This is a genomic window from Selenomonas sp. oral taxon 920 (genome assembly GCF_001717585.1).
Lineage (GTDB): Bacteria > Bacillota > Negativicutes > Selenomonadales > Selenomonadaceae > Centipeda.
This window is the reverse complement of the sequence record NZ_CP017042.1, coordinates 754,946-781,147: the sequence shown is the minus strand read 5'-3', so window position 1 is coordinate 781,147 and position 26,202 is coordinate 754,946. Positions and strand designations below refer to the sequence as shown.

At 57.6% G+C, this 26,202-nt stretch carries 28 protein-coding genes; 10 read left to right on the top strand and 18 right to left on the bottom strand.

Annotated elements, in window-relative coordinates; translation table 11 throughout:
• Positions 1-12: 12 nt before the first annotated feature.
• On the top strand, positions 13-693 hold the full coding sequence (locus BCS37_RS03620; protein ID WP_069180205.1) for a flavodoxin: 681 nt from the start codon (positions 13-15) through the stop codon (positions 691-693).
• On the top strand, positions 663-929 hold the full coding sequence (locus tag BCS37_RS03615) for a hypothetical protein (protein WP_237142733.1): 267 nt from the start codon (positions 663-665) through the stop codon (positions 927-929). Before BCS37_RS03620 ends, BCS37_RS03615 begins: the two co-directional genes overlap by 31 nt.
• 75 nt (positions 930-1,004) lie before the next feature.
• Here BCS37_RS03615 and BCS37_RS03610 read toward each other — a convergent pair whose 3' ends face one another.
• The 5 genes from BCS37_RS03610 to BCS37_RS03590 are packed head-to-tail and all read right to left on the bottom strand — an operon-like array spanning position 1,005 to position 6,099.
• Positions 1,005-2,216, bottom strand: coding sequence for a type II secretion system F family protein (locus tag BCS37_RS03610; protein WP_069180203.1), 1,212 nt, complete (start codon positions 2,214-2,216; stop codon positions 1,005-1,007).
• Complete coding sequence (locus tag BCS37_RS03605) at positions 2,213-3,208, bottom strand: type IV pilus twitching motility protein PilT (protein WP_069180202.1); 996 nt, start codon at positions 3,206-3,208, stop codon at positions 2,213-2,215. The genes BCS37_RS03610 and BCS37_RS03605 overlap by 4 nt, the downstream gene beginning before the upstream one ends.
• Positions 3,201-4,445 (bottom strand): GspE/PulE family protein, encoded by a 1,245-nt coding sequence (locus tag BCS37_RS03600; RefSeq protein ID WP_069180201.1) that lies wholly within the window; start codon positions 4,443-4,445, stop codon positions 3,201-3,203. Before BCS37_RS03600 ends, BCS37_RS03605 begins: the two co-directional genes overlap by 8 nt.
• A gap of 36 nt (positions 4,446-4,481) precedes the next feature.
• Positions 4,482-5,270, bottom strand: coding sequence for a tRNA pseudouridine(38-40) synthase TruA (gene truA, locus BCS37_RS03595; protein ID WP_069181533.1), 789 nt, complete (start codon positions 5,268-5,270; stop codon positions 4,482-4,484).
• A 13-nt stretch (positions 5,271-5,283) separates the two neighbouring features.
• On the bottom strand, positions 5,284-6,099 hold the full coding sequence (locus tag BCS37_RS03590; protein ID WP_069180200.1) for an energy-coupling factor transporter transmembrane component T family protein: 816 nt from the start codon (positions 6,097-6,099) through the stop codon (positions 5,284-5,286).
• Between the two features lie 180 nt (positions 6,100-6,279).
• On the opposite strand from BCS37_RS03590, the gene BCS37_RS03585 reads away from it, so the two are divergent.
• Positions 6,280-7,503, top strand: coding sequence for an EAL and HDOD domain-containing protein (locus BCS37_RS03585; protein ID WP_069180199.1), 1,224 nt, complete (start codon positions 6,280-6,282; stop codon positions 7,501-7,503).
• A gap of 51 nt (positions 7,504-7,554) precedes the next feature.
• On the opposite strand, the gene BCS37_RS03580 is transcribed toward BCS37_RS03585, so the two are convergent.
• Positions 7,555-8,574 carry an HD-GYP domain-containing protein gene (locus BCS37_RS03580; RefSeq protein ID WP_069181532.1) on the bottom strand — a complete coding sequence of 340 codons (1,020 nt, stop codon included), beginning with the start codon at positions 8,572-8,574 and terminating at the stop codon, positions 7,555-7,557.
• A 221-nt stretch (positions 8,575-8,795) separates the two neighbouring features.
• Between BCS37_RS03580 and BCS37_RS03575 the strand changes: the two genes are divergently transcribed.
• The 3 genes from BCS37_RS03575 (at position 8,796) to BCS37_RS03565 (ending at position 11,077) form a co-directional block, all read left to right on the top strand.
• Complete coding sequence (locus tag BCS37_RS03575) at positions 8,796-9,605, top strand: amino acid ABC transporter substrate-binding protein (RefSeq protein WP_069180198.1); 810 nt, start codon at positions 8,796-8,798, stop codon at positions 9,603-9,605.
• Positions 9,606-9,669: 64 nt separating this feature from the next.
• Positions 9,670-10,314, top strand: a complete 645-nt coding sequence (locus BCS37_RS03570) for an amino acid ABC transporter permease (RefSeq protein WP_069180197.1) — start codon at positions 9,670-9,672, stop codon at positions 10,312-10,314.
• Positions 10,295-11,077: an amino acid ABC transporter ATP-binding protein gene (locus BCS37_RS03565; RefSeq protein WP_069180196.1), complete on the top strand. Its 783-nt coding sequence runs from the start codon at positions 10,295-10,297 to the stop codon at positions 11,075-11,077. The genes BCS37_RS03570 and BCS37_RS03565 overlap by 20 nt, the downstream gene beginning before the upstream one ends.
• A gap of 107 nt (positions 11,078-11,184) precedes the next feature.
• Here the strand turns inward: BCS37_RS03565 and BCS37_RS03560 are convergent, their stop codons facing one another.
• Positions 11,185-12,531, bottom strand: coding sequence for an MATE family efflux transporter (locus BCS37_RS03560; RefSeq protein WP_069180195.1), 1,347 nt, complete (start codon positions 12,529-12,531; stop codon positions 11,185-11,187).
• Complete coding sequence (locus BCS37_RS03555) at positions 12,528-13,286, bottom strand: YdcF family protein (protein ID WP_069180194.1); 759 nt, start codon at positions 13,284-13,286, stop codon at positions 12,528-12,530. Before BCS37_RS03555 ends, BCS37_RS03560 begins: the two co-directional genes overlap by 4 nt.
• A 122-nt stretch (positions 13,287-13,408) precedes the next feature.
• Between BCS37_RS03555 and BCS37_RS03550 the strand changes: the two genes are divergently transcribed.
• Positions 13,409-13,753 carry a cupin domain-containing protein gene (locus tag BCS37_RS03550; protein WP_069180193.1) on the top strand — a complete coding sequence of 115 codons (345 nt, stop codon included), beginning with the start codon at positions 13,409-13,411 and terminating at the stop codon, positions 13,751-13,753.
• Positions 13,754-13,816: 63 nt separating this feature from the next.
• On the opposite strand, the gene BCS37_RS03545 is transcribed toward BCS37_RS03550, so the two are convergent.
• The 8 genes from BCS37_RS03545 to ftsE form a co-directional block, all read right to left on the bottom strand.
• Positions 13,817-15,031, bottom strand: coding sequence for an ABC transporter permease (locus BCS37_RS03545; protein ID WP_069180192.1), 1,215 nt, complete (start codon positions 15,029-15,031; stop codon positions 13,817-13,819).
• A complete protein-coding gene (locus tag BCS37_RS03540; protein WP_069180191.1) occupies positions 15,021-15,740 on the bottom strand; it encodes an ABC transporter ATP-binding protein in 720 nt (239 codons plus the stop codon). The genes BCS37_RS03545 and BCS37_RS03540 overlap by 11 nt, the downstream gene beginning before the upstream one ends.
• Positions 15,741-15,755: 15 nt before the next feature.
• Complete coding sequence (locus BCS37_RS03535) at positions 15,756-16,862, bottom strand: efflux RND transporter periplasmic adaptor subunit (protein ID WP_069180190.1); 1,107 nt, start codon at positions 16,860-16,862, stop codon at positions 15,756-15,758.
• Entirely contained in the window at positions 16,863-18,254 is a 1,392-nt protein-coding gene (locus BCS37_RS03530) for a TolC family protein (protein WP_069180189.1), read from the bottom strand.
• Positions 18,255-18,349: 95 nt separating this feature from the next.
• Positions 18,350-19,495, bottom strand: coding sequence for a S41 family peptidase (locus BCS37_RS03525; RefSeq protein ID WP_069180188.1), 1,146 nt, complete (start codon positions 19,493-19,495; stop codon positions 18,350-18,352).
• Between the two features lie 16 nt (positions 19,496-19,511).
• The gene (locus BCS37_RS03520; protein WP_069180187.1) at positions 19,512-20,627 is read right to left on the bottom strand and encodes a murein hydrolase activator EnvC family protein; all 1,116 of its coding nucleotides are present in this window, start codon (positions 20,625-20,627) and stop codon (positions 19,512-19,514) included.
• A gap of 7 nt (positions 20,628-20,634) precedes the next feature.
• Entirely contained in the window at positions 20,635-21,522 is an 888-nt protein-coding gene (gene ftsX / locus BCS37_RS03515; RefSeq protein ID WP_069180186.1) for a permease-like cell division protein FtsX, read from the bottom strand.
• Positions 21,512-22,198 carry a cell division ATP-binding protein FtsE gene (gene ftsE / locus BCS37_RS03510; RefSeq protein ID WP_069180185.1) on the bottom strand — a complete coding sequence of 229 codons (687 nt, stop codon included), beginning with the start codon at positions 22,196-22,198 and terminating at the stop codon, positions 21,512-21,514. The genes ftsX and ftsE overlap by 11 nt, the downstream gene beginning before the upstream one ends.
• Before the next feature lie 172 nt (positions 22,199-22,370).
• On the opposite strand from ftsE, the gene BCS37_RS03505 reads away from it, so the two are divergent.
• The 3 genes from BCS37_RS03505 to BCS37_RS03495 all read left to right on the top strand — a co-directional run bounded on the left by BCS37_RS03505 (position 22,371) and on the right by BCS37_RS03495 (position 24,791).
• Positions 22,371-22,751 (top strand): YbaN family protein, encoded by a 381-nt coding sequence (locus tag BCS37_RS03505; protein WP_069180184.1) that lies wholly within the window; start codon positions 22,371-22,373, stop codon positions 22,749-22,751.
• A 77-nt stretch (positions 22,752-22,828) separates the two neighbouring features.
• A complete protein-coding gene (locus tag BCS37_RS03500; RefSeq protein ID WP_069180183.1) occupies positions 22,829-23,584 on the top strand; it encodes an esterase family protein in 756 nt (251 codons plus the stop codon).
• Between the two features lie 13 nt (positions 23,585-23,597).
• Positions 23,598-24,791 (top strand): ATP-grasp domain-containing protein, encoded by a 1,194-nt coding sequence (locus BCS37_RS03495; RefSeq protein WP_069180182.1) that lies wholly within the window; start codon positions 23,598-23,600, stop codon positions 24,789-24,791.
• Positions 24,792-24,848: 57 nt separating this feature from the next.
• On the opposite strand, the gene BCS37_RS03490 is transcribed toward BCS37_RS03495, so the two are convergent.
• Both BCS37_RS03490 and BCS37_RS03485 read right to left on the bottom strand, forming a co-directional pair.
• Positions 24,849-25,499 (bottom strand): class I SAM-dependent methyltransferase, encoded by a 651-nt coding sequence (locus tag BCS37_RS03490; protein ID WP_069180181.1) that lies wholly within the window; start codon positions 25,497-25,499, stop codon positions 24,849-24,851.
• On the bottom strand, positions 25,500-26,132 hold the full coding sequence (locus BCS37_RS03485; protein ID WP_069180180.1) for a hypothetical protein: 633 nt from the start codon (positions 26,130-26,132) through the stop codon (positions 25,500-25,502).
• Positions 26,133-26,202 lie beyond the last annotated feature (70 nt).

Below are 26,202 nucleotides of genomic sequence, written 5' to 3'. Positions count from 1 at the left end.
AGGAGCACCGTCATGAAAAAGATACTTGTACTGCTCTGTGCTCTCCTCACACTGCTCTCCATCGGCTGCAGAAGTACGGGCAGCAAAGAGACGGAGAGCACACATACGGATTCTGCTGCACTCGACCTCGCACACTCCATTCAGTCGCCTGCAGATTTCGCAGATAAGCACATCCTCGTCGCATTCTTCTCACGCACGGGCGAGAACTTTGAGGTGGGCTTTATTGAAAAGGGCAATACGCATATCATCGCGGAGCAGATCGCAGAGCTCACGCGCGCAGATCAAATCTTCGAGATCAAAACAGTTGCCCCCTACCCTGTCGACTATCAGGAGATGACGAAGCTGGCGAAGGAGGAACAGGCGGCAAATGCGCGCCCTGCACTTGCAACGCGCGTGGAGGATATGGATTCCTACGACATCGTCTACCTCGGCTATCCGATCTGGTACCAAGATCTGCCCATGCCCGTCTACACTTTCCTCGAGAGCTATGACTTTGCGGGCAAGACCATCATCCCATTCTGCACAGGGTCCGGCAATGCGATGACCGGCAAGGAGGCAGACATCCCCCTCTTTGCGAAGGGAGCAGCAATGCGTACGGGATTCGGCATTCAGGGAAAACTCGTACACAGCAATCCCGTGCAGGCAAAACAAGAGGTTGCCGATTGGCTCGTCTCACTTGGGTATACGAACTGATGCGCGTCCTGCTCTACATTCTCATCTGGGCATCGTTTCTCTTTCTGCCGAATCGGCTGCTCACGATTGAATACTATCATGCGCACCTCGGCATCCTCTTCATCATCGCGGGACTGCACGCCTTTGTTGCAACACATATCTGCGAGAAAATTCTCTTCGAGCATCTGTCCTTCGGCGGTCTTATCGGCACATGGGAATATCAGCGCGACCTCCTTCTCATCTTTTCGGCTGTATGAGCACATCTCTTCTATTCGAGCGTCTGCGCCGTGCAAAACAGCACAAAAAGCCCCCGTACGGGGGCTTTTTCATGTCTACACAAGGGCATCCATCGTATCGAAGATCGGCAGGAGCACGGAGAGAACGACAAAGAAAATGACAAACGCGACCAAGACGATCGCTGTCGGCTCGGCAAGTGCCTCGATCCGCGCAGCATATACATCAGCCCTGCGTCTGCAGTAGTCTGCCGCATGCTGCAGGAGCCGTTCCAGATCGCCTGCTGCCTCACCTGCGGCAAGCATGCCGCGCAGCAGCGCGGGCAGGTAGGGCTCGTGTGCAATCACCTGCGCGAATGTACGTCCCTCCACAAGACTCTGCTCCATCCGTGCAAGGCGATGTGCAAGCGCACGGTTCCCCGTCACGGAGCGCACCAGATCCACGCCACGGTCCAAACGAATCCCGCTGTGCAGCAGAATTGCAAGTGTACGCAGAATCATCTGCCACGCAGCAAACCGCAGAAATGTTCCTAGGACGGGAAGGCGCAGAAAACATCCATCCGCAAGGAGGCGCAGAGACGGCACACGCAGTGCAAGCACCGCAGCAAGAAAAATCCCCGCCGCCGTCACAGGCAGCAGATACGGATGCGCTGCAGCTCCATCAGACAGCGTAAGCAGCAGCTGCGTCGGCACGGGCAGTTCGGTCCCCAGATCGCGCAGGAGCGCAGCAAAGACGGGCAGAATGAATGTGGTCACGAGGAGAAGCGAAAAGATCGTCGCCGCAAGCAGGAAGAGCGGATAGGCGAGCGCGCCGCGCAGCGATTCACGCAGGACATGGGCCTCGGTGAGAACAGCAGCCGCCTCATGCAATATGACATCGAGCCGCCCGCTCTCCTCCCCTGCCCGCACCATCCCAACCAGACTCGGAGGGAATGCCTCCGCGTGCATCTCCATCGCTTGTGAGAGCGGCAGACCGCGCAGAACCTCTGCGTGAATCACCACGATCAGCTGCCCGTAAGCGGAGCTTTCATCTGTACCCGCACGCAGATGCGCCAGCGCCTCATGAATGGGCAGTCCTGCTCCGAGGAGTGCCGCGAGTTCGTGCAGGAACGCAATTCGCTCCTCCGCCGCGATCCTGCCGCGCAGCCACAGTGGAAGCGCCAGGGAAAACGTTCGCTGCTCGCGTATGTGAAGAACGGTCTTCCCCTCCGCCGCAAGTGTGCGCACAGCAACAGGTGCCGACTCCGCGGCAATCGTCCCGCACAGCTTTGCTCCGTCTGTCGTGCGCGCACGATACGAAAACATCTTCATACGATCGTACCATTCGTCCGCAGCACCGTCTCTGCCATATCTGCCGTCTGCATTCCCTGTGCTGCCCCGCTCATCATCACAGAGGCAAGCTGGCTGTAGCTGCCCTGCCGCAGAATGTTGCGCACAGCAGGCGTTGTCACAAGCACTTCGAATGCTGCGACGCGTCCGCCGCCCTTCTTGGGCAGGAGCCGCTGGGCAAAGATTCCCGTCAAGACATCGGCGAACTGCATACGCACGGCATCGCGCACATCCGGCGAAAACATCCCCTCCACACGCAGCGGTGTCTCTGCTGCACTCCGCGTGTGGAGCGTACCGAGTACGAGTATGCCCGTCGCTGCCGCCATCAGCGCCGCCTCCATCGTCGCGCGGTCGCGGATCTCCCCGATGAGCAGGATGTCTGGATCCTCACGCAGCGCACTCCGCACGGCGCCTGGAAACGCAGAAAAATCGCGCCCCGCCTCACGCTGACTGAGAAAGGAACGCGCGGGTGAAAATAGATATTCGACAGGATCCTCAAGCGTAATGATATGCACGCTTCGTGTTTGATTGATAACCTCGATCAGCGCGGCAAGCGTCGTCGTCTTTCCTGCACCCGTTGCACCGCAGACGAGTGCGAGTCCGCTCTGCACCTCGGCGAGTGCACGCAGACCAGCAGGCAGTCCGATCTCCTCCGGCGTTGGAATCCGTGCAGGCAGAAGCCGCAGTGCAAGGCCGAAGCCATCCTTCATGCGGTAGGCATTTCCGCGAAAACGCCGCCCCGCACAGCCCCACGCGAAATCAATATCCTGCGCAGCAAGCGCCGCAGGCTGTTCTGCATTCAGCATCATTTCCAACAGGTGCTCGACAAACGCCGCACACGGCACAAAATTCTCCGGTACGAGTACACCGTCCACACGCATCTGGATGCGCTGAGCGGGTGCGATGTGCAGATCAGATGCCTCCGCAGCAATCATACGGCGGAGGACATCCTCCCATGCCGCTCTCTCATCCATAGAATGCCCTCCCCACCTCCGCGAGTGTCGTCTTTCCTGCAAGCACCTTTGCCACACCGTCCTGCCACAGTGTCTCCACCCCATCCGCCTCTGCCGCACATCGAAGCGCCGCCTTATCATGGGTTTCGAGAATCTCCGCTCGAATCCGCTCCGTTACGGGCAGTACCTCATGGATTGCCATGCGCCCGCGATAGCCGCTTCCATGACAGTGCGGGCAGCCGCGCCCGCGCACAAGCCGCAGTTCCTCGTGATACATCGCCCCCAGCTGCATTGCCTCGTGCGAGTCGGCAGAAACCGCATACGACTCGCAGCAGTGATCGCACACGCGCCGCACAAGACGCTGTGCGATCACACCTGAGAGTGTCGCCGCGAGCAGATAGGGAGGCACCCCCATCTCGATCATGCGAAAGATCGCCGAGACCGTATCTTCCGTATGGAGTGTAGAAAAGAGGGCGTGCCCTGTGAGTGCAATCCGCACTGCCATCTCCGCGGTCTCCCGATCGCGGATCTCACCGAGCAATATCTTCTGTGCATCCTGACGCAGTGCTGCGCGCAGTCCCGTGACAAAGGTCAGCCCCGCCTCCGGATTCACCTGAAACTGGCTAATCCCCTCGATGCGTCGTTCCACGGGATCCTCAAGTGTCATGATGTGACAGCTCGGCTCGTTCAGTGCCGAGAGTGCGGCGTAGAGCGTCGTCGTCTTCCCCGAGTTCATCGGTCCGCACAGGAGGAGCAGCCCCGTCGGGCGGTGAATCAGACGCTCGAAAAGCTCCTGATTGCGCGCAGTGAAGCCAAGCTCCGTACAGCTGAGGAAGCGCTCGCGCGCGTCCATGATGCGCACAACCATGCGCTCCCCATCCACCACAGGCAGAACCGCAACGCGCATATCAATCGTGCGGCCGCCGTAAACATACCGAATCTGACCGTCCTGCGGGCGGTTGCGTTTCGACGTGTCGATTCCTGCCATCACCTTCAGCCGCGCAATGATGACGGGCGCGAGTTCCGACGGGAACTGGATCGGACGCTCCTGTAAAAGACCGTCCACACGCAGACGAATGCGAAGTCTGCCGTCCATCGGCTCAAGGTGGATATCCGTCGCCTCCTCCGCAAGCGCCGTATCCAAGACGGCATTGACAAGGGTCAGTACGCGGCTGCCGCGCGTACCCTCCTCCGGTGCAGCTCGCCGCATCTCACGAACAGCCTCGGCAATCAGGCGCTGCGCCTCCTCCAGCTCCATACCAACCGCTCCTTTCGCCATACCGCACACAGGCCATTATGAAGGCGCTGCAGATCCGTCGCCGGACTCCTTTGCATAGTCCACAGAGAGAAGATATAGTCCGCCTGCCGGAGCTGTCGGACTTGCAAGCCGCCGGTCACGCGCTGCAAAGATGGCGCCAAAGCGCTCCACCGAGATGCGGCCAAGCCCAACGTTTACCACCGTACTCATGATGTTGCGCACCATATGGTAGAGAAATCCATTCCCATGCAGATAGCACGAAAGACGCCCCGCCCCCTCCTCATCCAATCGGATCTCATCGAGCGTACGCACGGGTGACATCGGCGCGCCGCCCGCCGCACGAAAGGACGAATAGTCGTGCGTCCCGACAAGCATGGCAAGTGCTGTGCGCATTGCCCCCAGATCGAGCAGATGAAAAATCTGCCACACATAATTGCGCGTAAAGGGATTCGGTACTGTGCACTGCTCCAGCCGGTAGACATACGCCTTGCCCGTCGCTGCGTGACGCGCGCTGAAGTCCCGTCCCGCCTCCCACGCCTCTGTAACGACAATATCGGACGGCAAGAGACCATTCACCGCACGCGGCAGACGTTCGGTCGGAATGCGCCCGTCCGTAAAGAAGTTGACTACTTGCCCATAGGCGTGCACACCCGCGTCCGTACGTCCTGCGGCAGCAAGCTCCACCATCTCTCCGCAGACCTTCGCGAGTGCACGCTCGAGCACATTCTGTACGGCAGCGACGGGCGGTGTCTGCCGCTGAAAGCCGTGATAATGCGTCCCATCGTAGGAAACTTTCAGCACGATATTGCGCGCACGCGCCTTCATCATCTCCACGCTCTCAGGGCGCAATGCTCAGCCCTCCGAAACTCACAGCGCAGATCCCCGCCGCGCCGACGAGAAAGACCGCAATCGCCGCATAGTCAAGCCGCCCTGTGCGCAGCTCCTTCATCTGTGTCCGCCCCTCGCCGCCGCGATAGCAGCGTGCCTCCATCGCCAACGCAAGCTCATCTGCACGGCGGAATGCCGAGAGGAAGAGCGGTACAAGCACGGGCACAATCGCACGCAGACGCTGCACGATGTTCCCGCGCTCAAAGTCCGCGCCGCGTGCCTTCTGCGCCTTCATAATGCGGTCGAGCTCCTCAAGCAGCGTCGGCACAAAGCGCAGGGCAATCGTCATCATCATCGAGAGTTCATGCACCGGCACATGGAAGCGCCGCAGCGGAGAGAGCAGTGCCTCCAGTCCGTCCGTCAGGCGCAGGGGGCTCGTTGTAAGCGTCAGCAGCGTACTGAGGAGAATGAGCAGCACGAGGCGCAGCCCGATGTACGCACCGCGCGCAATCCCCTCCCATGTTGCCGCAAAAGGGCCCGCACGGAACACCTCCTCCCCCGGTGTCATAAAGAGATGCACGCCAAACGTAAAGAGGACAATCCATAGGATCGGGCGGATCGAACGCAGCTGCATCCCGAGCGGCACGTTGGAAAAGATCATCAAAAGTGCGACGCTCACCGCGAGCACTGCAAAACCTGCTGCATTCTCGACAAAGAAGATCAGAAGCAGAAAGAAAAAGAGCAGAACCATCTTCACGCGCGGATCCATGCGATGCAGAAACGAATCTCCGGGCAAATAACGCCCGATTTGAATATCATTCAGCAAGAACAATCACTTCCATTTTTATTTCTCTTATTATAACATCATCCACTGTCTTTTTCATTTCTTTTTCGCAGGATTTATGCTATAATAGTACGCATATAAGATGCCAAAATTATATTCTTCAGACAATTTACCGCGAAGAATATCCTGACAATAGATTGACAGATAAAGAAAGGTTCCCCTATGGAAGAAGTATTCATCGGACGACAAGCCATCTTGGATCAGCAGAAGAAGGTATACGCATATGAAATTCTCTTCCGCAGCGGCTTCCAGAACGCATTTGATCCAAACCTCGACGGCAATGTCGCGACGCAGAGCGTCATGGTCGGTGCCATGCTCGACTTTGGCATGAAAAAACTCGTCTCAGACCGTAAGGCATTCATCAACTTCACCGAGCAAAACCTGCTGAACCGTGCCCCGAAACTCCTCCCGAACGAAAGTGTCGTTGTGGAGATTCTGGAGACCGTACAGGCAACGCCGGAGATCTTGGAAGTGGTGCGGGAACTCAAGGAGGCAGGCTACAAGATCGCGCTCGACGATTTCGTCCTCAGCCCCGGCTACGAGCCGCTCATCGAGATGGCTGACATCATCAAGGTGGATTTCCGCATCACGGACTCTCCCAAAGAGCGCAAAAAGATGCGTGAGATACTGCCGAGTCACGTCCGTCTGCTTGCGGAAAAGATCGAAACCGAGGAGGAATTCCAACAGGCAGTAGACTTTGGATACGTCTTCTTTCAGGGCTATTTCTTCTGCAAGCCAACCGTTCTGCACCAGAGAAAACTCTCGGGCAACGCGCTCTCGCGCATGCGGCTCCTGAAGGAGGTCAATCGACCGGATGTTGACTTCACCGCTGTCACCAAAGTCATCTCGTCGGATACGAACCTCGTCCATAAGCTGCTCACCTTCATCAACTCCGCAGGCATTGGACTCAGCAATCACGTATCCAATCTGAAACAGGCAACGCTCCTGCTTGGGGCAACCGGCGTGCGGCGCTGGGTCACCCTCATCAGCCTCCAGACCATCTCCGAGGACAAACCGTCCGAACTCTTCACGCTCTCACTCCTGCGTGCAAAATTCTGTGAGCTCATTGTCTGTGAGCTCAAATCTAAGAAACTTACACCGGACACAGGCTTCCTTGTCGGAATATTCTCCTTGCTCGATGTTCTCCTGAGTCTGCCCATGGATGAAGTTCTCAAAGAGGTGGCACTCGCAGACGATCTCAACGCGGCACTCCTTGGCGATGACAATGAACTGCGCCGTGTGCTCGATCTTGTCATCGCCTATGAACAGGGCGACTGGGACGCGGTTCTTACCCGCGCAAAGCACCTGAACATTGCACCCGATCACCTGAAGGCCAACTACGATACAGCGCTTGAATGGTACAATATGCTCCAAAGAGTCAGCTGACCATGCAAAAAGCCCGTCGGAACAATTCCGACGGGCTTTTTGCATACCATGTTATTTCGGGTTGTACTCCACGATCGAGACCTTCTTGTTCTCGTTGAGATCGATCACCTCGTCGTCACCGAGCGAAACAATCGGAAGCGGCACAACGCCGTGCGGATACGCCGAGATCGTACCCTCGCGGTGGTTGCTGAGGAGCACACGCGAGCCGAGGAATGCATTCTTGATGTTCGTCAGCACGGGAATACAGACCTCTGGGTCAAGCGCCGTATACATCTGGCGTGCGATCTCTGCCACCGCGTCGAACGGCGTACGGCGCGGATAGCCCTCACGCTCGACCGTGATATTATCATAGAGATCAGCGACAGCAACGATGCGCGCATAGAGATGAATATCGTCCCCTTTGATATTAAACGGAAAGCCGCTCCCATCCATCCGCTCGTGATGCTGGAGTGCAGCAAGGCGTACGCCCTCCGTCAGACCTGCAATGTTGTTGAGAATCTGTGCGCCGTCCACCGTATGCTGAATATACTGCTCATAGTCCTCACCCTTCAGCGTCTCGACATTCTTTTCGAGCAGACGCTGATCGAATTTCGACTTGCCGATATCGTGCAGAAACCCCGCGAGCACAACATCCTTCGCGATCTCACGATCCAGCTGCATCCACTTGGCAAAGACCCCTGCGAGAATCGAAACGCGCAGCGAGTGATTGTAGATGTCACTCGCCAGATGATTGATCTCATTCAGATAGTCGATCGTTCCGCTGCGGCGCGAGAGCGGCAGCAGATCCGCCTGCACCATCTCGTTCGTCTCGGCAACGGGCACAGCCCCCGTTTTCTTCGTCTCCTCGAAGATGGATTTCGCAGTACCAACCACATTCTCATACTGCTTGATAAAGAGATTGCTGCGCGAGAAAATCGGAGATCGTTCCTCCTTCAGCTCCGTCTCGTCCTTGATATAGACAACGGGAACCTTCAGAAACTTGAGGCGCGTGATATGTGCTGCCGTCAGCTCCGTATTCTCCGACACAACAACCACACGCTTGGCATTGACGATCGTTCGCGCAAGTATCATTCCATTTTCAAGATCATCCACGGATATTGCACGCAAGATAAGCCCTCCCTCGATTATGTTCTATATAATGCACGAAACTATTGTACCTATAGATAATTCGACCTTTATGAAAAAAACCCTGCTTCCATAAAATAAAACTTGACTTTATTTTAATCTATACCGTATAATAACTTACGTTAGTACTTTATCTTATTAAAGCGACAGCAAGGAGAGTTGTGAAGATGAACTGGAAAAATATCCTTAAGGGCGCAGCGGCATTTGCGTTGTCGGCAGCACTGCTCACGGGCTGCGGCGGCGGTGAGAAGAAGGTCGCCTCGACGGACAATGCGGCAGAGATGGGAAAAATCATCGTCGGTCTTGACGACAACTTCCCGCCGATGGGCTTCAAGAACGAGAAAAACGAGATTGTCGGCTTTGACGTGGATCTCGCGAAGGAGGCGGCAAAGCGCCTCGGACGCGAGGTGGAGTTCAAGGCGATCGACTGGTCGAGCAAAGAGGCGGAGCTTAAAAGCGGCCGTGTCCAGATCCTCTGGAACGGGCTCGACATCACCGACAAGCGCAAAGAGAATATGCTCTTCTCCAATCCCTATATGGACAATCGCCAGATCATCTTTGTGAAGAAGGGCAATGCCTCCATCACGGATGAAAAGAGTCTTGCGGGCAAGACCGTCGGCACGCAGAGTGCAGGTACGGCGGAGGAGTACATCGACGCGACCCCATTCTACAAAAACGATGTCAAGGAGGTCAAGAAGTACCCCGACTATGTTGCGGCGTTCATGGATCTCGAGAACGGTCGTCTCGATGCGGTCATCGGCGATGAAATCGTCGGCCGCTACTACATGAGCAAGCACCCCGAGGAGCTCGCAGCGCTCGACGTGGTGGTCGGTCCCACGAGCGAATTCGGCATTGCATTCGCCAAAGACAACACGGCACTGCGCGATGAGGTGCAGAAGGTGCTCGACGAGATGAAGAAGGACGGTACGATGGCGAAGATCTCAACCGAGTGGTTTACAAAAGATATCACGAAATAAAGATATGACAGAGGAGGCTGCTGCGGAGTGCGGCAGCTTCTTTTTGCCTGCTAGGATGAATTGAATGGATAAAACACTGGATACGATACTGCTCATGCTCGAGGGCTCGACCGTCACCCTCGAGATTTTCTGTGTCACGCTCGCACTCTCCCTCCCGCTCGGTCTCTTTGCTGCACTCGGACGGCTCTCGCGGTTTCGTCTGCTCAGCCGACTGCTCGAAATCTATATCTGGATCATGCGCGGCACACCGCTGATGCTGCAGCTGCTCTTCGTTTATTTTGCCCTGCCCATGGTCGGTATCATGCTGCCCGACATTGCGGCGGCACTGCTCGCCTTCGTCCTCAACTATGCCGCCTACTTCGCGGAGATCTTCCGCTCCGGCATACAAGCTGTGCCGCGCGGACAATTCGAGGCGGCACGTGTACTCGGCATGAGTGCGCCGCTCACCATGCGGCGCATCGTCCTGCCGCAGGTGCTGCGCATCACCCTGCCCCCCGTCAGCAATGAAACCATCAACCTCGTCAAGGACACCTCGCTCGTCTACATCCTCGCCATGAACGACCTCCTGCGCGTTGCACGCACCATCGTTCAGCGCGAGTTCGACATGACCCCCTTCCTCATCGCAGGGATTTTCTACCTCGCAATGACCGCTGTGCTCACATGGGGATTCAAGAAATTGGAGGCACACTATGGCAGATACGACAGCTAACGAAATCATGCTCTCCATGCGCGGCATTCATAAAGCCTTTGGTACGCTCGGTGTCCTGCGCGGCATCGACCTCAGCCTTGCGCGCGGCAATGTGCTCGCCATCATCGGCTCGTCCGGCTCGGGCAAATCCACCCTCCTGCGCTGCATCAACAAGCTTGAGACGATTGACCGCGGGGACATCACAATTCATGGAGAAAAACTCTGCTGGACGAAGGACGGCGAAACCACAGCGACCTACGCAAGCACTGCCGACGTGCGGCGCATCCTCATGTCCACGGGCATGGTTTTTCAACAGTTCAACCTCTTCCCCCACATGACTGTCATTGAAAACCTCATCGAAGCGCCCTGTCATGTCAAGGGTATGAAGAAGGACGAGATTCTGCCCTACGCGCGCGAACTCCTCGCCAAGGTTGGACTCTCCGACCGTGAGAACTACTACCCGAGCCAGCTCTCCGGCGGGCAGCAGCAGCGCGTCGCCATCGCGCGGGCACTTGCTATGAAGCCCGACATCATGCTGTTTGATGAGCCGACCTCCGCGCTCGACCCCGAGCTCACGGGCGAGGTGCTCCGCACCATGCGGGCGCTTGCCGCCGAGCGCATGACCATGATCGTCGTCACACACGAAATGGCATTTGCCCGCGAAGCGGCAACCAATGTCATCTTTATGGAGAACGGCGTAATCGTCGAGCAGGGAGAGCCGCAGACATTTTTTAGTGCACCGAAAGAAGAACGGACACGGGAGTTCCTCAGGAACATGCTTTGAGATTTTTCGCAAGAAAAGAGCATCTATGGAAATGTAGTGTCCCCAAAAAGTTGGACCTGAAAGCACAGGAAAGTAATTTTCTGTGCTTTTTCGATTTGTGACTTACTTCATTGTGCCGCACGCCGCAGCGTCTTCTCCGTCCAAAAATAGGCAAGTACGACGGGAATTGCTGCACCGATCCATGCGAGGGGATATGCCATGCACGCGCCGAGAAAACCGAGTGAACTGCAGAGAAAGATGGCTGCAACCGCACGCATGATGAGCTCCATCACGCCCGCAATGGTTGGAATGACACTCTGTCCAAGCCCCTGCAATACGTTGCGGTAGACAAGCAGGAGCGCGAGGATGGTATAGGTCGAGCCAGTGACAACGAGATAGGTGTGCCCATAGGCGATGACCTCCTCCGCACCCGCTGCATCGGCACCGACGAAGAGCTCCAGGAAGAATGTGCCGAACGCGATCAGGAGGACGCCGATGCCGACGGCGAACGCCATCGACATTTTGAGGCACGCATGCACCCCCATGCGGATGCGCTCATACTTCTGTGCGCCGTAGTTCTGCGCCGTGTACGCCGCCATTGCATAGCCGAACGAGAGCATTGGCATGACCGCGACGGCGTCGATCTTCTGCGTCGCTGCATATGCCGCAACGGGCAGTGCACCGAGGTTGTTCAGCGCGACTTGCACGATGATCGCACCAATGGCGATGACGGAAGACTGAAATGCCATCGGCAGCCCCATGCGCAGATGCGCCATAAGAACGGAGGTATTCGGCTGCCAGTCCGACCAGCGCGTATGCAGAACAGGTACACGCCGCCGTATATAGATCCAGAAGAGAAACGCGCCGATCCCCTGCGAGAAAACTGTCGCAAGTGCCGCGCCCGGGATGCCCCAGCCGAACACGAGGATCGCAACCGGCTCGAGTACGACATTGATCGCAAGCGTAACGGCAAGAAGGACGGTTGGCGTCTTGCTGTCACCGAGCGCGCGAATCAGGCAGTTTTGCAGATAGAGCAGGAGGAAGATCACAAGCCCTGCAAAGACAATCGAAATGAAGTCATACGCTCCGTCCAAAATCTCGAGCGGTGTCTCCATCAAGACGAGCAGCGTCCGTGTCAGCGGCAGGACAATCGCCGTCAGTGTGAGTGCCACCGCCACGCCGAGCAGGATACACGTCGCTGCACTCTGGCGCACCCCCGCATGGTCACCCGCGCCGAAGCGCTGCCCCGTGTAGATCGTGACCCCCGTACAGAACCCCATGATGAAGCCCAGCGTCAAAAACATGAGGCTGCCTGTGCAGCCGACCGCCGCGAGCGCATTGACCCCAAGGAAACGTCCGACAATGAGCGTATCAATAAAGGCATAGAGCTGCTGCATCATATTGCCCGCAACAAGCGGCAATGCGAAAAAGAAGATGAGCCGTGCGGGCTCACCCTCCGTCATATTCTTTGTCATTCCAGATACCTCGTCACGAAAATGCGCAGTTTTTCTTGAAGATAAACCGTATTTGTGAGAAGTGCACTTGCATTCGGCGCAAATTTGACGAGGTAGAGTTGGGGATCACCGCTCACCCAAAAATCTGCGGGATATGGCGTAACTTCGCAGCCCGCCTTCTCGAAGTTGAGCACAGCACGCGGCAGATGGAACGCCGAGGTCACGAGAATCGGATGCGTGAACCTCTCACGGCGCAGAATTTCCGCCGAGTAGCGCGCATTTTGCCCCGTCGTTAGACTGCGCCCCTCCACATAGATCATTTCGCTCGGTACACCAAGAGAGAGTAGTACGCGCCGCGCGATCTCCGCCTCCGAGCCCGTATCGCTGAACACCTGCCCGCCCGAGAGGAGGATCGGCAGGTTGTAGAGCCGGTGAAGCCGCAGCGTTGTGAGAAGCCGCGAGGATGGGCTCTGCGCGAGCATCCCCACGCCGTCCACATCCTGCACATCCGCGATCGCCCCACCGCCAAGCATGACGATCACATCCCCCTCGGGATGCGCCGGCACTTCATACGTCTGCTCAAGGCTTCCCATCAGCCGATCGGAGACGGCACCGATGGAGAGCAGATAGAGCGCAAGCGAAAGTACGGCGAGCAGCCCCGCCGCACGATGTTGGTGTCGTTTTTTCCAAAGATAGACAGCAATCCCGATCATCGCGAGAATAAAGATCCCCGGCGGCAGAATCCACGCCGCACCGAATTTCAAAATATAGATCATAAAAAAGGAAAATACGCCTCCACCGCGAATATTTAGAATATATAGCGAGACACGTCTTGCCGTGTTCTTCGCTTCTCCATTCTATCAGAATCTGTGTCGAATTACAAAGGAGAGATCATTTCATGGCAATCATCGAATCCGAGCACATTGATGCCGAGAAGCGTTTTGGCGGAAACGGTACGATCCACATTCAGAAGCTGCTCAGTCCGACCGAGCTCGACGGCAAATGTGCGATGTACGCGCGCGTGACGATCCCGCCCCACGCATCGATGGGCGTGCACAAGCACGAGGGCAATACGGAGACCTATCACATTCTCTCAGGCCGTGCGCACTATAACGACAACGGCTCGGAGATCGAGATCGGCCCCGGCACGACGACGTTCTGCGGCGACGGCGAGGTACACGCCATTGCCAACGCCTCCGAGACCGAGGATCTCGTCTTTATGGCGCTGATTATCAATAAATAAATACAAGAGAAAGCCCGCAACGGAAATTCTCCGCTGCGGGCTTTTTGCGTTCGTTGAGGATTCTCACTCATACCTGAGCGCGTCGATGGGATCCAGCCGCGCAGCCTTGCGTGCGGGGTAGATGCCGAAGAAAAGACCGATCCCGACGGCAAAGGAAAACGAGACAAGGACCGGCAGGAGCTCGATGGTGGTGGTAAGCCCGCCAAACGAACCGATTGCTTTGGAGAGGGAAACGCCGAGCGTGATGCCGATCACGCCGCCGACGATGCCGATAACCATGGACTCGATCATGAACTGCATGAGCACGTTGGAGGAGGTCGCGCCGAGCGCCTTTCGGATGCCGATCTCGCGCGTGCGCTCGGTGACGGAGACCATCATGATGTTCATGATGCCGATGCCGCCGACGAGCAGCGAGATGCCCGCGATCGATCCGAGAAGCAGCGTAATCATATTCGTGTTCTCCGTAAAGCTCTCCATGAGACTGGTCATGTTGCGAACGGTGAAATCGTCCTCTGCCCCGTGACGAATGTGGTGCCGCTGACGCAGCAGATTCTCAACGTCTGCCTGCACCTGATTCATCCGATCGGGACTCGATACCTGTATGTTGATGGCTTGGACGTATGTAATGGCAAGCATACGCTCCTGTGCTGTCGTGATTGGGATGTAGATCACGTCGTCCTGATCCTGCCCGATGGACTGCCCCTTCTCCGCCGTCAGTCCGATGACCTTAAACGGCTGATTGTGGATGCGGATGTTCTTGCCGATGGGGTTCTCCGTACCAAAGAGATTCGAGGCGACAGTCGGACCGATCACGGCGACACGGCTGCGCTTTGCCATATCGTTTGCAGTGATAAACGACCCGTTTTCGACCTTGAGTGAGCGGATCTGCATCAGCTCCGGCGTAACGCCCTCCACCGTCGTATTCCAGTTGAGATTCCCGTTCACGACCTGATAGGCGCCGGAGACCGAAGGGGATACGTAGTCAATCCCTTTGATCTTGCTCTCAATCGCCTTGGCATCATCGTATTTCAGAGACTTGCGTGAGCCCGCCTTGCCTCGTACACCGCCCGTGTTCGCAGAGCCGGGCATGACGATGAGCATATTCGAGCCGAGGCTCGCAAAGGAGTCGGCGACGCTCGTACGCACGCCCATTCCGATGGAGACCATGGCAATGACTGCGCCCACGCCAATGATGATGCCGAGCATAGTGAGTAGGGAGCGGAGCTTGTTCGCGAGCAGGGCGTTCACCGCCATGCCGAAGCATTCCTTAAACAACATCCATCGCCACTCCCTTCCCCTCATCACGCGTGATCCTGCCGTCGCGCACGAGGAGCTGACGGCTCGCACGCACGGCAATCTCCGGCTCATGCGTGACAAGGATGATCGTGTGCCCCTTCTCATGCATCCGCTCAAAGATCTCCATGATCTCCTTCGTGGACTTCGTGTCAAGATTGCCCGTCGGCTCGTCCGCCATGATGATGTGCGGATCGTTCACAAGGGCGCGGGCAATCGCGACGCGCTGCCGCTGTCCGCCCGAAAGCTCGTTCGGCAGATGCGCCCCACGGTCAGAGAGCCCCACAGCAGCGAGCATTTCCTGCGCCCGCTCCGTACGTTCGTGCCGCCCAACGCCCGCATAGACGAGCGGCAGAGCGACGTTGTCGAGCGCTGAGATGCGCGGAAGCAGATTGAAGTTCTGAAAGACAAATCCGATCTTCTTGTTGCGCGTCGCGGCAAGAGCATCATCACTGAGTCCCGCGACCTCCGCGCCGTCGAGCAGATACGAGCCCGCGCTCGGACGGTCGAGACAGCCGAGGATGTTCATAAGCGTCGATTTGCCGGAACCTGACGGCCCCATGAGAGCGGCAAACTCACCGCGCCGAATCTCGAGGTCGATGCCGTCGAGTGCGGCAAGGGTCTCTCCGCCGATGCGGTAGAGCTTGCGGATACCGTGCAGACGGATGGTCGAGGGCACTTCTTTTTGTTCCATCGAAATCCCCCCGTATCAGAACGGCGGCGGGCCGCCCGCCTGCATACTCATCGGGACGATCTTTGCCGTATAGGTGCTGACGACGCGCTCACCCTCAGAAAGACCGCTGAGGATCTCGACATACTCGTCACTGTAGATGCCCGTCTCAACATAGCGCGTCTCCTGCGTGCCATCCTCCTGCAGGACGAGAACATACGATCCTGCTGCGTCCGTCTTGAGCGTGGAGAGCGGTACGACGAGCGCATCGTTTCGATCTGCCGTGTTGATGACGACGCGTGCCGTCATCGCCGGCAGGAGCAGATTCTCGGGATCGTCCACATCGAGGGTCACATAGTAGTAGATGACGCTCGTCCCCGATGAGGAGGACGAGGCGGACGAACTGGTATCCCAGCTGTTTGTCACGTCGGTCTGCGAGATCTTAGAGACGCGTGCCGTAAATTTCTTGTCCGTAAAGGCATCGACGGTAAACGTCGCCTCCTGCCCGATGCGGATGTTGCCGATGTCCGTCTCATCCACCTTCGCCTTGATCTGCTTCTTCGATAGGTCGGCGATGCGCATGATGACGGTTGGATTGTCTGAGCCCTGGACCGCCATCGTCCCTGCCGTCTTCGGTTCGCCCACAACAACGCCCGAGATCGGTGCGGTGATGATTGTCTCGTTCGCATCTGAGTTTGCTTCCTCGAGCGTCGACTGCGCCGTATCGTAGTTGTACTCTGCATCTTCGAGGTCGGATTTGGACTTCGCGCCAATGCTTTCGAGATAGCTCATGCGGTTGTACTTCGCACGCGTATTCGTCACGCGGTACTGCGCCTGGTCACGTTTCGCCTCGTAGTCCTTGCCGTCGAGCGTCGCAACCACCTGCCCTGCCGTAACGACATCATTCTCCTTGACGAGGACGGAATTGATGCGTGCTGTGATCTTGGAGCTGACCTCCACGGAGTCCACAGGGCGGATCGTCCCTGTCGCCTCGACGGTCGACTTGATGTCCATGCGCTGCACGGCAACCGTCTCGACGGCCTGTGCCGTCTTTTCCGCCGCACTCGACTCCATATACCAATACACGCCGCCCGCGACCAGCACCGCCGCCAGTGCACCGATGCCGATAATTTTGCCACGTTTCATTTACTTCACCTTCTTCGCTGCAGCATCCGTACCGCCCTCAGTGTATGCCGCCTTTGCTGACGCGCGCTCCTCAGCGGTCACGGCGGGAAGCCCCTCCGCCGCCGCGCGTTCACTGTCCGTCAGCTCTGTCCCCATGATATTCTCAACCTGTGCGCGGCAGCGTGCATAGTCATAGCGTGCACTGATCGCGTTCGTCTCCGCCGCACTGAGCGCCGTCTGCGCGTCGATGATGTCGAGCAGGATGCCCTCGCCCGCGCGATAGCGTTCATTCGCAATGTGATAGTCCTCGCGTGCCTGACGCACCGCATCTCCCGTCGAGGTAAACCGCTGCTCCGCCTCGCGCATGTTGAGATATGCCTTGCGGAGGTTCAGGTCAATGGTCTCCTCCGTCTTTTTCAGCGTCAGCAGGGCAATGTCACGCTCTGCCTCTGCCGCCTCAATCGCCGCGCGCGTAACGCCGCTGTCAAAGATGTTCCAGCTGACGCCGACGGAGGCAGATACGTCCGCGTTCGTATCATGACGCGGCCGAAACTGGCTCGTAAGGCCTGTGCCGAGGGTGAGACTGACGGTGGGCTTCTTCCCTGCCCGTGCACTTTCGACAGCAAGCTCCTTCTGCTGCACCTTCATCCGCTCCTCTGCAAGATCGATGCGGCTGCGGTTCGCGTATGAAATACAGTTCTCCACCGATGTTTCAAATGGCTGATACGCAACCTCGCTCGTGAGTGTCAGCGGCTCCGTACGGCTGATATTCAGCAGATTTCGCAGCGCTGCAAGGCTCACCGCGTAGGTGTTCTCCGCACGGGTGAGTTCCTGCCGCGCATTCGACAACTCCACGGAGGAGCGCAGCACATCGATCTTTGCCTGTGCCCCCGCCTCGTAGAGAGCAGTGACATTCTTTAGGTGCGCGTCGTATTTGTTCACAGTGTCCCGCTGCACCTCGATCTTTTTGCCTGCCTCCACGGCATCCCAGTAGGCGGCAGTCACCTCGTACTTCAGATCTTCACGCGCACGCTCGGTCGTGAGACGTGCCGCACGTGCACCGAGTTCGCTCGCTGCGATATTTGCCTCGTTCGCACCTCCGCTGTAGAGCGGCAGACGCGCCGAAAGCGCGAGCGTATTGCTCGCCTGTGCATCCTCGTCCCGCGTCTTGCTCGTACGCAGTGTGTCAGACGCCTCCGCTGCGATGCTGTTCCTGCCGCGTGCCTGTTTCAGTGCGGCATCGGCAGACTGCTCGCCCGCCCGCGTGACGCGCAGCCCCGTATTCGCGGCAAGTGCCGTCTGGATTGCCTCCGCAAGCGTAAGGCTCATCGCATCCGCTTGCAGCGGAAGGAAAAGAGCCGTACTCAGAGCGAGTGCCGCAAACGCACGCCGCTTGCGTCCCTTATGATACATAAAGTCCACCTCGATTAGGAAATTAGTCCATATAACATAGCGCCCATGCTAACGCAGGGGCGCTATGTCCTTATTAGAGTGCTGTTATTTTTCAATTAGAGGCTCGGATGCTCTATGAGATACTGCTTCGCCGCCTCGAACTGCACATCGCTTGTGTCCTGCGGGCTGCGCTCAACGATGATATCAGGCGTGATGCCCGTACCGTCGATGGAGCGTCCGCTCGGTGTCACGTACTTTGCAATCGTGAGCTTCAGCCCGTCCTCGTGAAAGAGCGGCAGAACCGCCTGAACCGATCCTTTGCCGTACGAGGTTGTGCCGATGACCGTTCCCGCACCCGTATCCTGCAGTGCCCCCGCGAGAATCTCCGAGGCGCTCGCGCTGTTCTCGTCGATGAGCACAGCGATCGGGTATTTCCGCTCGTCGAGGGAGGAGCGATAGACCTCCTCGCTGCCATCGCGGTCGATCACAGAGACAATCACGCCGGCGGGAACAACCTGCTCGGCAACGGCGACGCAGCTTGTGATGAGCCCCCCCGGATTCTCACGCAGGTCGATGATGAGGGAGGTCATCCCCTCGTCCGCAAGGCGGTTCATCTCCGCAGAGAACTCCTCGCCCGTATGCTCAGCAAACGAGCCAATGCGGATGTAGCCGATGGTCGTACCCTCGACGAGCACACCGCGCACGGACGCAACCTGTATGATGTCGCGCGTGATCGTGTACTCCTTCTCCTCACCGCCCCGCAGGATGCGCAGAACGACCTGCGTACCCGCCTCGCCGCGAATCCGCAGAGCAACCTCCTCATTCTGCAGCTCGCTCGTCGGCGTACCGTCCACGGCGAGGATCTCATCGCCCGCACGCAGCCCTGCCGCCTCGCCGGGTGTACCCTCGAGGACGGAGATGATCTTGACGATATTGTCCTTAAACCCCATCGTCACACCGATTCCGCCGAACGAGCCCTCTGTGTGCTGGCGCAGTTCCTTGAACATCGACGGCGGCATATAGACGGAGTGCGGATCATCGAGTGCGGAGACCATGCCGTCAATCGCACCGTCAATGAGTGCCGTCGTATTCGGCGCGTTCACATAGCGCGCCTGAATGAATTTCATCACGCCGAAGAAGCGCAGGACATCATCTGCATACAGTCCCGCCGAACGCAGGAGTGCCCCCGCTGCAAAGACGGTCATCATGCTCCCCAGCAGCGCGGACAGAATGACAATGGAAATGAGTTTTTTTCTGTTCATATCCTCTTTCGCTTAATTATAGATAGGCAAGCGGGTTGACCGGCTCGCCGTTGACGCGCACCTCAAAATGGCAGTGCGGACCTGTGGAGTTGCCCGTGGAACCGCACTCGGCGATCAGCTCGCCCTGCGCAACACTCTGCCCCGTGCTCACATCGAGCGACTGACAGTGTCCGTACAGAGTCGAGATGCCGCCGCCGTGGTTGATGATAACGGCGTTGCCATAGCCCGAAATCCACCCCGCGTATTCGACCGTTCCCGCCTGTGCGGCGTAGATCGGATCACCGTAGTCGCCGCCGATGTCAATGCCGCTGTGGAAGCGCTGGGCCCCCGTGATGGGGTGTGTGCGCCAGCCGAAATCCGAGGTGATCGAGCCTGCAAGCGGCCAGATCATTGCTCCCGATCCCTGCACGGGCAGGTTGCGCATGCTGCTGCGCTGCAGCATCCTCGTAATGCGCTCCGATGCCGCGCGAGACTCATCCTGCTTGCGGTCGATCGTCGCCTTGTCGTACTTCATCTGCTCGATGAGTGCCTGCTGCGCCTCAACCTTCTCCTCCATCGCGAGACGTGCCTCACGCGCCTTCTTTTCGAGAGGTTCCTGCGCCGCCCTGTCCTTCTCAAGCTCTTCCTTCAGCGCGAGCATCGCATTGCGCTGGGTCAGCACTGCATGGACGAGATCATAGTCCTGCTTGATGACGCGTTTGAGGAGATCCATACGCGTCAGGAAATCCGAGAAATCCTTCGCACCAAAGAGCACATCCACATAGGAGATCTGCCCGTTGATGTAGATATCACGCACACGCTTCCCGAGGGCATCGCTCTTGCGATCGTAGTCGCGCTCGGCGACCTCGAGCTTCTCCTCGTTCTCCTCCAGACGTTCTAGTGTCGCGTTGAGTTCGGCACGCCGTGCTTTATGCTCGGCAATCGCCTCATCCGCAGCCTCGTCGAGGATGCGTTTCTGCTCGGAGAGCGAGTCGATCTTGCCCGCGAGCTCATCACTCTGCCGCCCGAGTTCCTCGACCTGTGCGTCGTAGCTGTCGCGCTCCTCTTCGAGGGTCGCCGCCATGCCCTGCCCTGTTGTAAGGAAGGCAGCAGCAAGCGCCGCCGCGAGCGTCTTTTTCATCACTTGTTTCATAGGACTGTTACACCTTCAGGAAGCGCTTCAGCGATATCCATGCACCTGCGGCACCGATCGCCATGCCGAGCAGGACGATGACAATGCCCACATAGGTCATGAACGGAGACTGCGGGATCAGCGGGAAAAAGGCAAGGGTATCGTACACCTTGTTCACCACGCCCGCATAGAAGCTGCGCAGAACAAACGCGGAGATCATACCGCCGATGCAGCCGAGCACAATGCCCTCGAGCACAAACGGCCAGCGAATGAACTCATCTGTCGCACCAACGTATTTCATGATCGCAATCTCACGCCGCCGCGCGAACACCGTCAGACGAATCGTATTCGCGATGATGAAAACCGTTGCACCTCCGAGCAGGAGGATGAGCAGCACGCCAAAGATGCGTATGAGCCGCGTGATGTCAAAGAGATGTTCCACGACATCCTGCCCGTATTTCGCCGACTCCACACCGTCCATGCGCTCGATCTGCTTCGCCGCCGTCTCCACCATGTCCGGCTGACGCACCGTCACCTCATAAGCGTTCGGCAGCGGGTTCTTGTCACCGAGCGCATCGAGCAGATATTTCTGCTCGCCCAGGCGCTCCGACAGGCGTTTGCGCGCCTCCTCACGTCCGACGTATTTGACCGACTCAATGCCCTGCAGGCCGCGGATCTTTGCCCCGATTTCCTCCTCCGCATCCTCCTCGAGGTTGTCCTGCAGGTAGACACTGATCTGTACCTGCGACTCGAGAAGCGATGCCGCGCGGTTCATATTCAGTGCGAGGATGAGGAATACGCCGAGGATAAAGAGCGAAACCGCAACCGTACCAACCGCCGCAAACGTCATCCAGTTGTTGCGGCGCAAGGAGCGAAAGACCTCCTGCACATAGTATTCGGCGGTTCTAATCTTCATATCCATATCCTCCGCGCAGTTCATCACGCACAATGTGCCCGCCCTCGATGGCGATCACACGGCGCTGCATGGTATCGACGATGTTCTTGTCATGCGTTGCCATGACAATCGTCGTCCCCGCTGCATTGATTCGTTTAAAGATGTCCATAATGTCCCAGCTTGTCTCGGGGTCAAGATTACCCGTCGGCTCATCCGCGATCAGGATCGCAGGGTCGTTCACAATCGCGCGCGCGATCGCCACGCGCTGCTGCTCGCCGCCCGAGAGCTGCGAGGGGAAATTGCGGTATTTGTCGCGCAGTCCGACCACATCGAGCACGGCGTTCACACGCCTCTGAATCATTTGACGCGGTGCCTCAATGACGCGCATGGCGAACGCCACATTCTCATAGACCGTCTTGTCCGAGAGCAGACGATAGTCCTGGAAAATCACGCCGAGCCCACGTCGAAGATATGGAACATCCATGACATCCATATTAACGACATCATGCCCGTTGACGAAGAGCTCCCCCTCCGTCGGCAGCTCCTCACGAAAGAGCATCTTGATAAATGTGGACTTGCCTGCACCGCTCACACCGACGACAAAGACAAAGTCCCCCTTGCCGATCTCGATACTGACATGGTCGAGTGCGACCACGCCGTTATCATATATCTTTGAGACATTCTTCATCCGAATCATATTTTCGTCTCATTCCTCTCCAAGCTGAACCGCCTGCATGAAGCAGACGTCCCTAAAAAACGCTTCCTATTATAGCACAAATCAAAAAAACTACAAAATGTTACGTTGCCATTTTCTGCATCGCATGGTATTCTCTTTTCGGTAAATGATTCTTATTTTAGAGGAAACAGCGATGCTCCTTAAAAAAATTTTCTTTGTGACGCTGGGACTCGTCAGTCTCGGGCTCGGCATTCTCGGCATATTTCTCCCCGTGCTGCCGACCGTCCCGTTCGTCCTGCTCGCCGCGTTCTGCTTCACGCGCAGCTCGCACCGCCTCGATCGCTGGCTGCGGACGACGCGGCTCTACCGTGAGACCGTGCGCCTCATGGAAAACAGCAGGCACGGAATGACACTTGCGAAAAAAATACGCATCCTGCTGCCCGTAACAGCGATCATGGGGCTGTCCTTCTTCTTTACCGATTTCCTTCCGGCACGCATCCTCCTCGCCGCCGTATGGACAATCCACCTCATCTTCCTCTTTGTTCGCGTTCCCACCATCCAAAAGGGAGCATAACGCCCCATCGTCATTCCGTTTGACAAAGCACCTCGGATTCGTTAGAGTGTAACCATACAGAGACTAGGGAGGTTTTTATGACAAACTGCAAAGAGATCAACTGGCACAGCACACGTCTCGACCGCGTCATGAATATACGCATCTATGGAAAATCGGCGGGCGTTCCCATCCTCGTCTTCCCGACACAGGACGCGATGAGCGACAACTTCGAGAACTTCGGCATGATTGACGCCGTCGCTGATGATCTTGCACGCGGCCGTATCCAGCTCTTCTGCGTGGACACCGTTGACACGGAGACGTGGTCGAACATCTGGGGAGATAAGGAATGGCGCGCGCGGCGGCAGGAGGCATACTACGGCTACATTATCGACGAGGTGCTCCCCTTCCTGCACAAGGAGAATCGGAGCGGTCGTCTGCCGATCGCCGCAGGGTGCAGCCTCGGCGGGCTGCATGCCGCGATTGTCTTCTTCCGCCGTCCCGACCTCTTTGACGGTGTACTCTCCCTCTCCGGCGTCTACGATGCAAAATTCTTCACCGACGGCTGGATGAACGAGACGCTCTACGACAACTCGCCGCTCGACTTTCTCGCGCATATGCCAACGGATCATCCCTATATCGACCTGTACAATCAGCGGCGCATTGTCCTGTGCGTCGGGCAGGGACGCTGGGAGGAAGAGGGCCGCCGTACAACGGCGCTCATGGGCGACCTCCTCTACAGCAAGGACATCCGCGCATGGGTCGATTTCTGGGGCTACGACGTCGATCATGACTGGGACTGGTGGAAGAAACAGTTCGTCTATTTCCTCCCTTTTATCCTGCGTGAACAAGCATAAATGAGGTGATCGTATGAACTTTATCTTTGTATCCCCGCAGTTCCCGCGTGTCTACTGGAACTTCTGCGACCGCCTCAAGAAAAAGGGCGTCAACGTCCTCGGCATCGGCGACACCCCGTACGACCAACTCGCACATGAGGTGCGTGAGTCGCTGACCGAATACTACTTCGTCCCCTCACTTGCCGACTACGATCAGATGCTGCGCGCCGTCGCATTTTTTACCTTCAAATACGGACGCATCGACTGGATTGAATCCAACAACGAGTACTGGCTCGCGAGCGACGCACGTCTTCGCACGGACTTCAACATCCGCACAGGCTGGCAGAGCGGCGACATGGATCACATCAAGAACAAGTCCGCTATGAAACCCTTTTACAAGAAGGCGGGCATTCCCACCGCACGCCTGACGAAGGTCACGACACTCGCCGCCGGCGAGGAGTTCCTCGCCGAGGTTGGCTACCCCGTCATCGTAAAGCCAGACACCGGTGTCGGCGCGACAGATACCTACCGCATTGACACATACGACGAGCTGCGGCATTTCTACGCCTCAAAACCAACCGTTCCGTACGTCATGGAGGAGTTCGTAACGGGCGACATCTGCTCCTACGATGCCATCGTGGATGCAGACTCCAACCCCATCTTCGAATCCATGACCGTCTGGCCGCCGTCCGTCATGGACATCGTCCTCTATCAGCTCGACCTCTCCTACTACACAACGGACATCGTGCCCGACGCGCTGAAAAAGGCGGGACGTGCCACACTGCGGGCGTTCCATGTGCGCAGCCGCTTCGTCCACCTCGAGTTCTTCCGCCTCACAAAGGCAAAGCCGGGGCTCGGAAACGTAGGTGACTTCATCGGACTCGAGGTCAACATGCGGCCTGCCGGCGGCTACACAACCGACATGATGAACTTCGCACACTCCACTGATGTCTATGAGATCTGGGCGGACATGATCACGGCGAACCGCCGCCTCCTCCCCGACCGCAGCGAACACTGTTACTGTGCATACGCAAGCCGCCGCGACTTCCACCGCTACGTCCACACACACGAAGACATTCTCGCCCGATATGCCGGCAAAATCGTCATGTGCGAGCGCATGCCCGAGATGATGTGGCCGCAGATGGGCAACCATATGTATACAGCAAAGCTGGACGGACAGGCGGAGACCGACGAGTTCATCCGCTTCGTACAGGAACAGCAGGGATAACGGCACTAAAAAAGTTGTTGTATGAGATCAAACGGCCTCGTACAACAACTTTTTTTGTCAGCGCACGCCGCGCACGGCGATCCAGTACTCTCCAGCCTTAAAGTCCATCGTGACATCGGAGAAGCCCGCTGCGCGGAAGAGGCGCTCGAACTCCTCCGGGGTCGGATTCGTCAGATCATAGCCTGCGATCTTCGCGCGGATGCCCTCGGGCAAATCGTCTCGTCCATAGATTTCGGCGAGCAGAAGGAACGTGCCGCCCCGCCGTATGACGCGTGCGGCTTCCTTTAGACTTTCCTCCGGCGATGGCCAGAAATAGAAGCTCTCCACCGTCACCACCGCATCAAACTGTCCATCCGCAAACGGGAGATGCTCCACCGAGCCGTACAGGATCTCCATGCGGCCCGCCTCGATGAGCCCTGCGTTGAACGCGCGCGATGCCTCCACCGAGGTCTCGGCGTAGTCAATGCCGACGAGATGTCCCTCGGTCACACGCTGTGCCATGCGCGCGAGCGTATTGCCGCCGCCGCAGCCGATATCGAGCACAGTATCCCCTGCACGCAGGTCGATCTGCGCGAGTCCCCACTCCACGAGCTGCGCATGACTCTCGTTCATACGCGCGAGCATCGCACGCCCTGCCTCTCCCTCGGGACGGCGCGGATTCCCCTCCACCGTCTCCCGATCGAGCTTCTGCCAGTCTGCCTCTGCCATTTACTCCACCCCCATCGTCTGCTTTGACAGGTCAAAACCGAACTGCATCGGATCGGCAGGATCCCATATGCGCGTCTCCTCATTGTAACGCACAGGCACGTAGAACGTCACTGTCCCCACAGGCTCCAATTCGCGATATGCCTCCGCCGTCGCCTCCACCGCCGTACGCCGCAACTCCTCGGGGCTGCCGCCCAAGTTCATCCGCTGACGCAGGAGGGAGGATGCCTTCTCGCGTGCCGCCGGCATATTGAACCGCGTCACCGTGACCTCAACGGTAGCCAGTCCATTGCCCTGCTCCGAGACGGCCGTCTCCACCGTCGCCGTACGCAGGGACTCAAGATATGCGTCACCGATCTCTGCCGCTTCCTCGGGCGTGAGCATCGCGCCGGCAGTCTGAATCGCATTCGAGAACGCCGCCCGCATATTGAACGAGTCGGTTGGTGCACCATAGGATTCCAGCTGCTTCTGTGCCTCCTCATCCTGCCGCACGAACGCATCGCAGTAAAGCTTGATACTCTCTGCCGCATCGGCACGTTCCATACGCCCGATCGTCCCGGCATAGAGCGCCACCAAGCTTGCGATGACAAAAATCCCGATGAAAATCACGGGGAATCGAATCTTTGATGAAATCACTGTTGTATCATATCTCCTTTATTTCTCTGTGTACCAACTGTTCGTAACGCTTCATGAGCCCCCTCCTGCC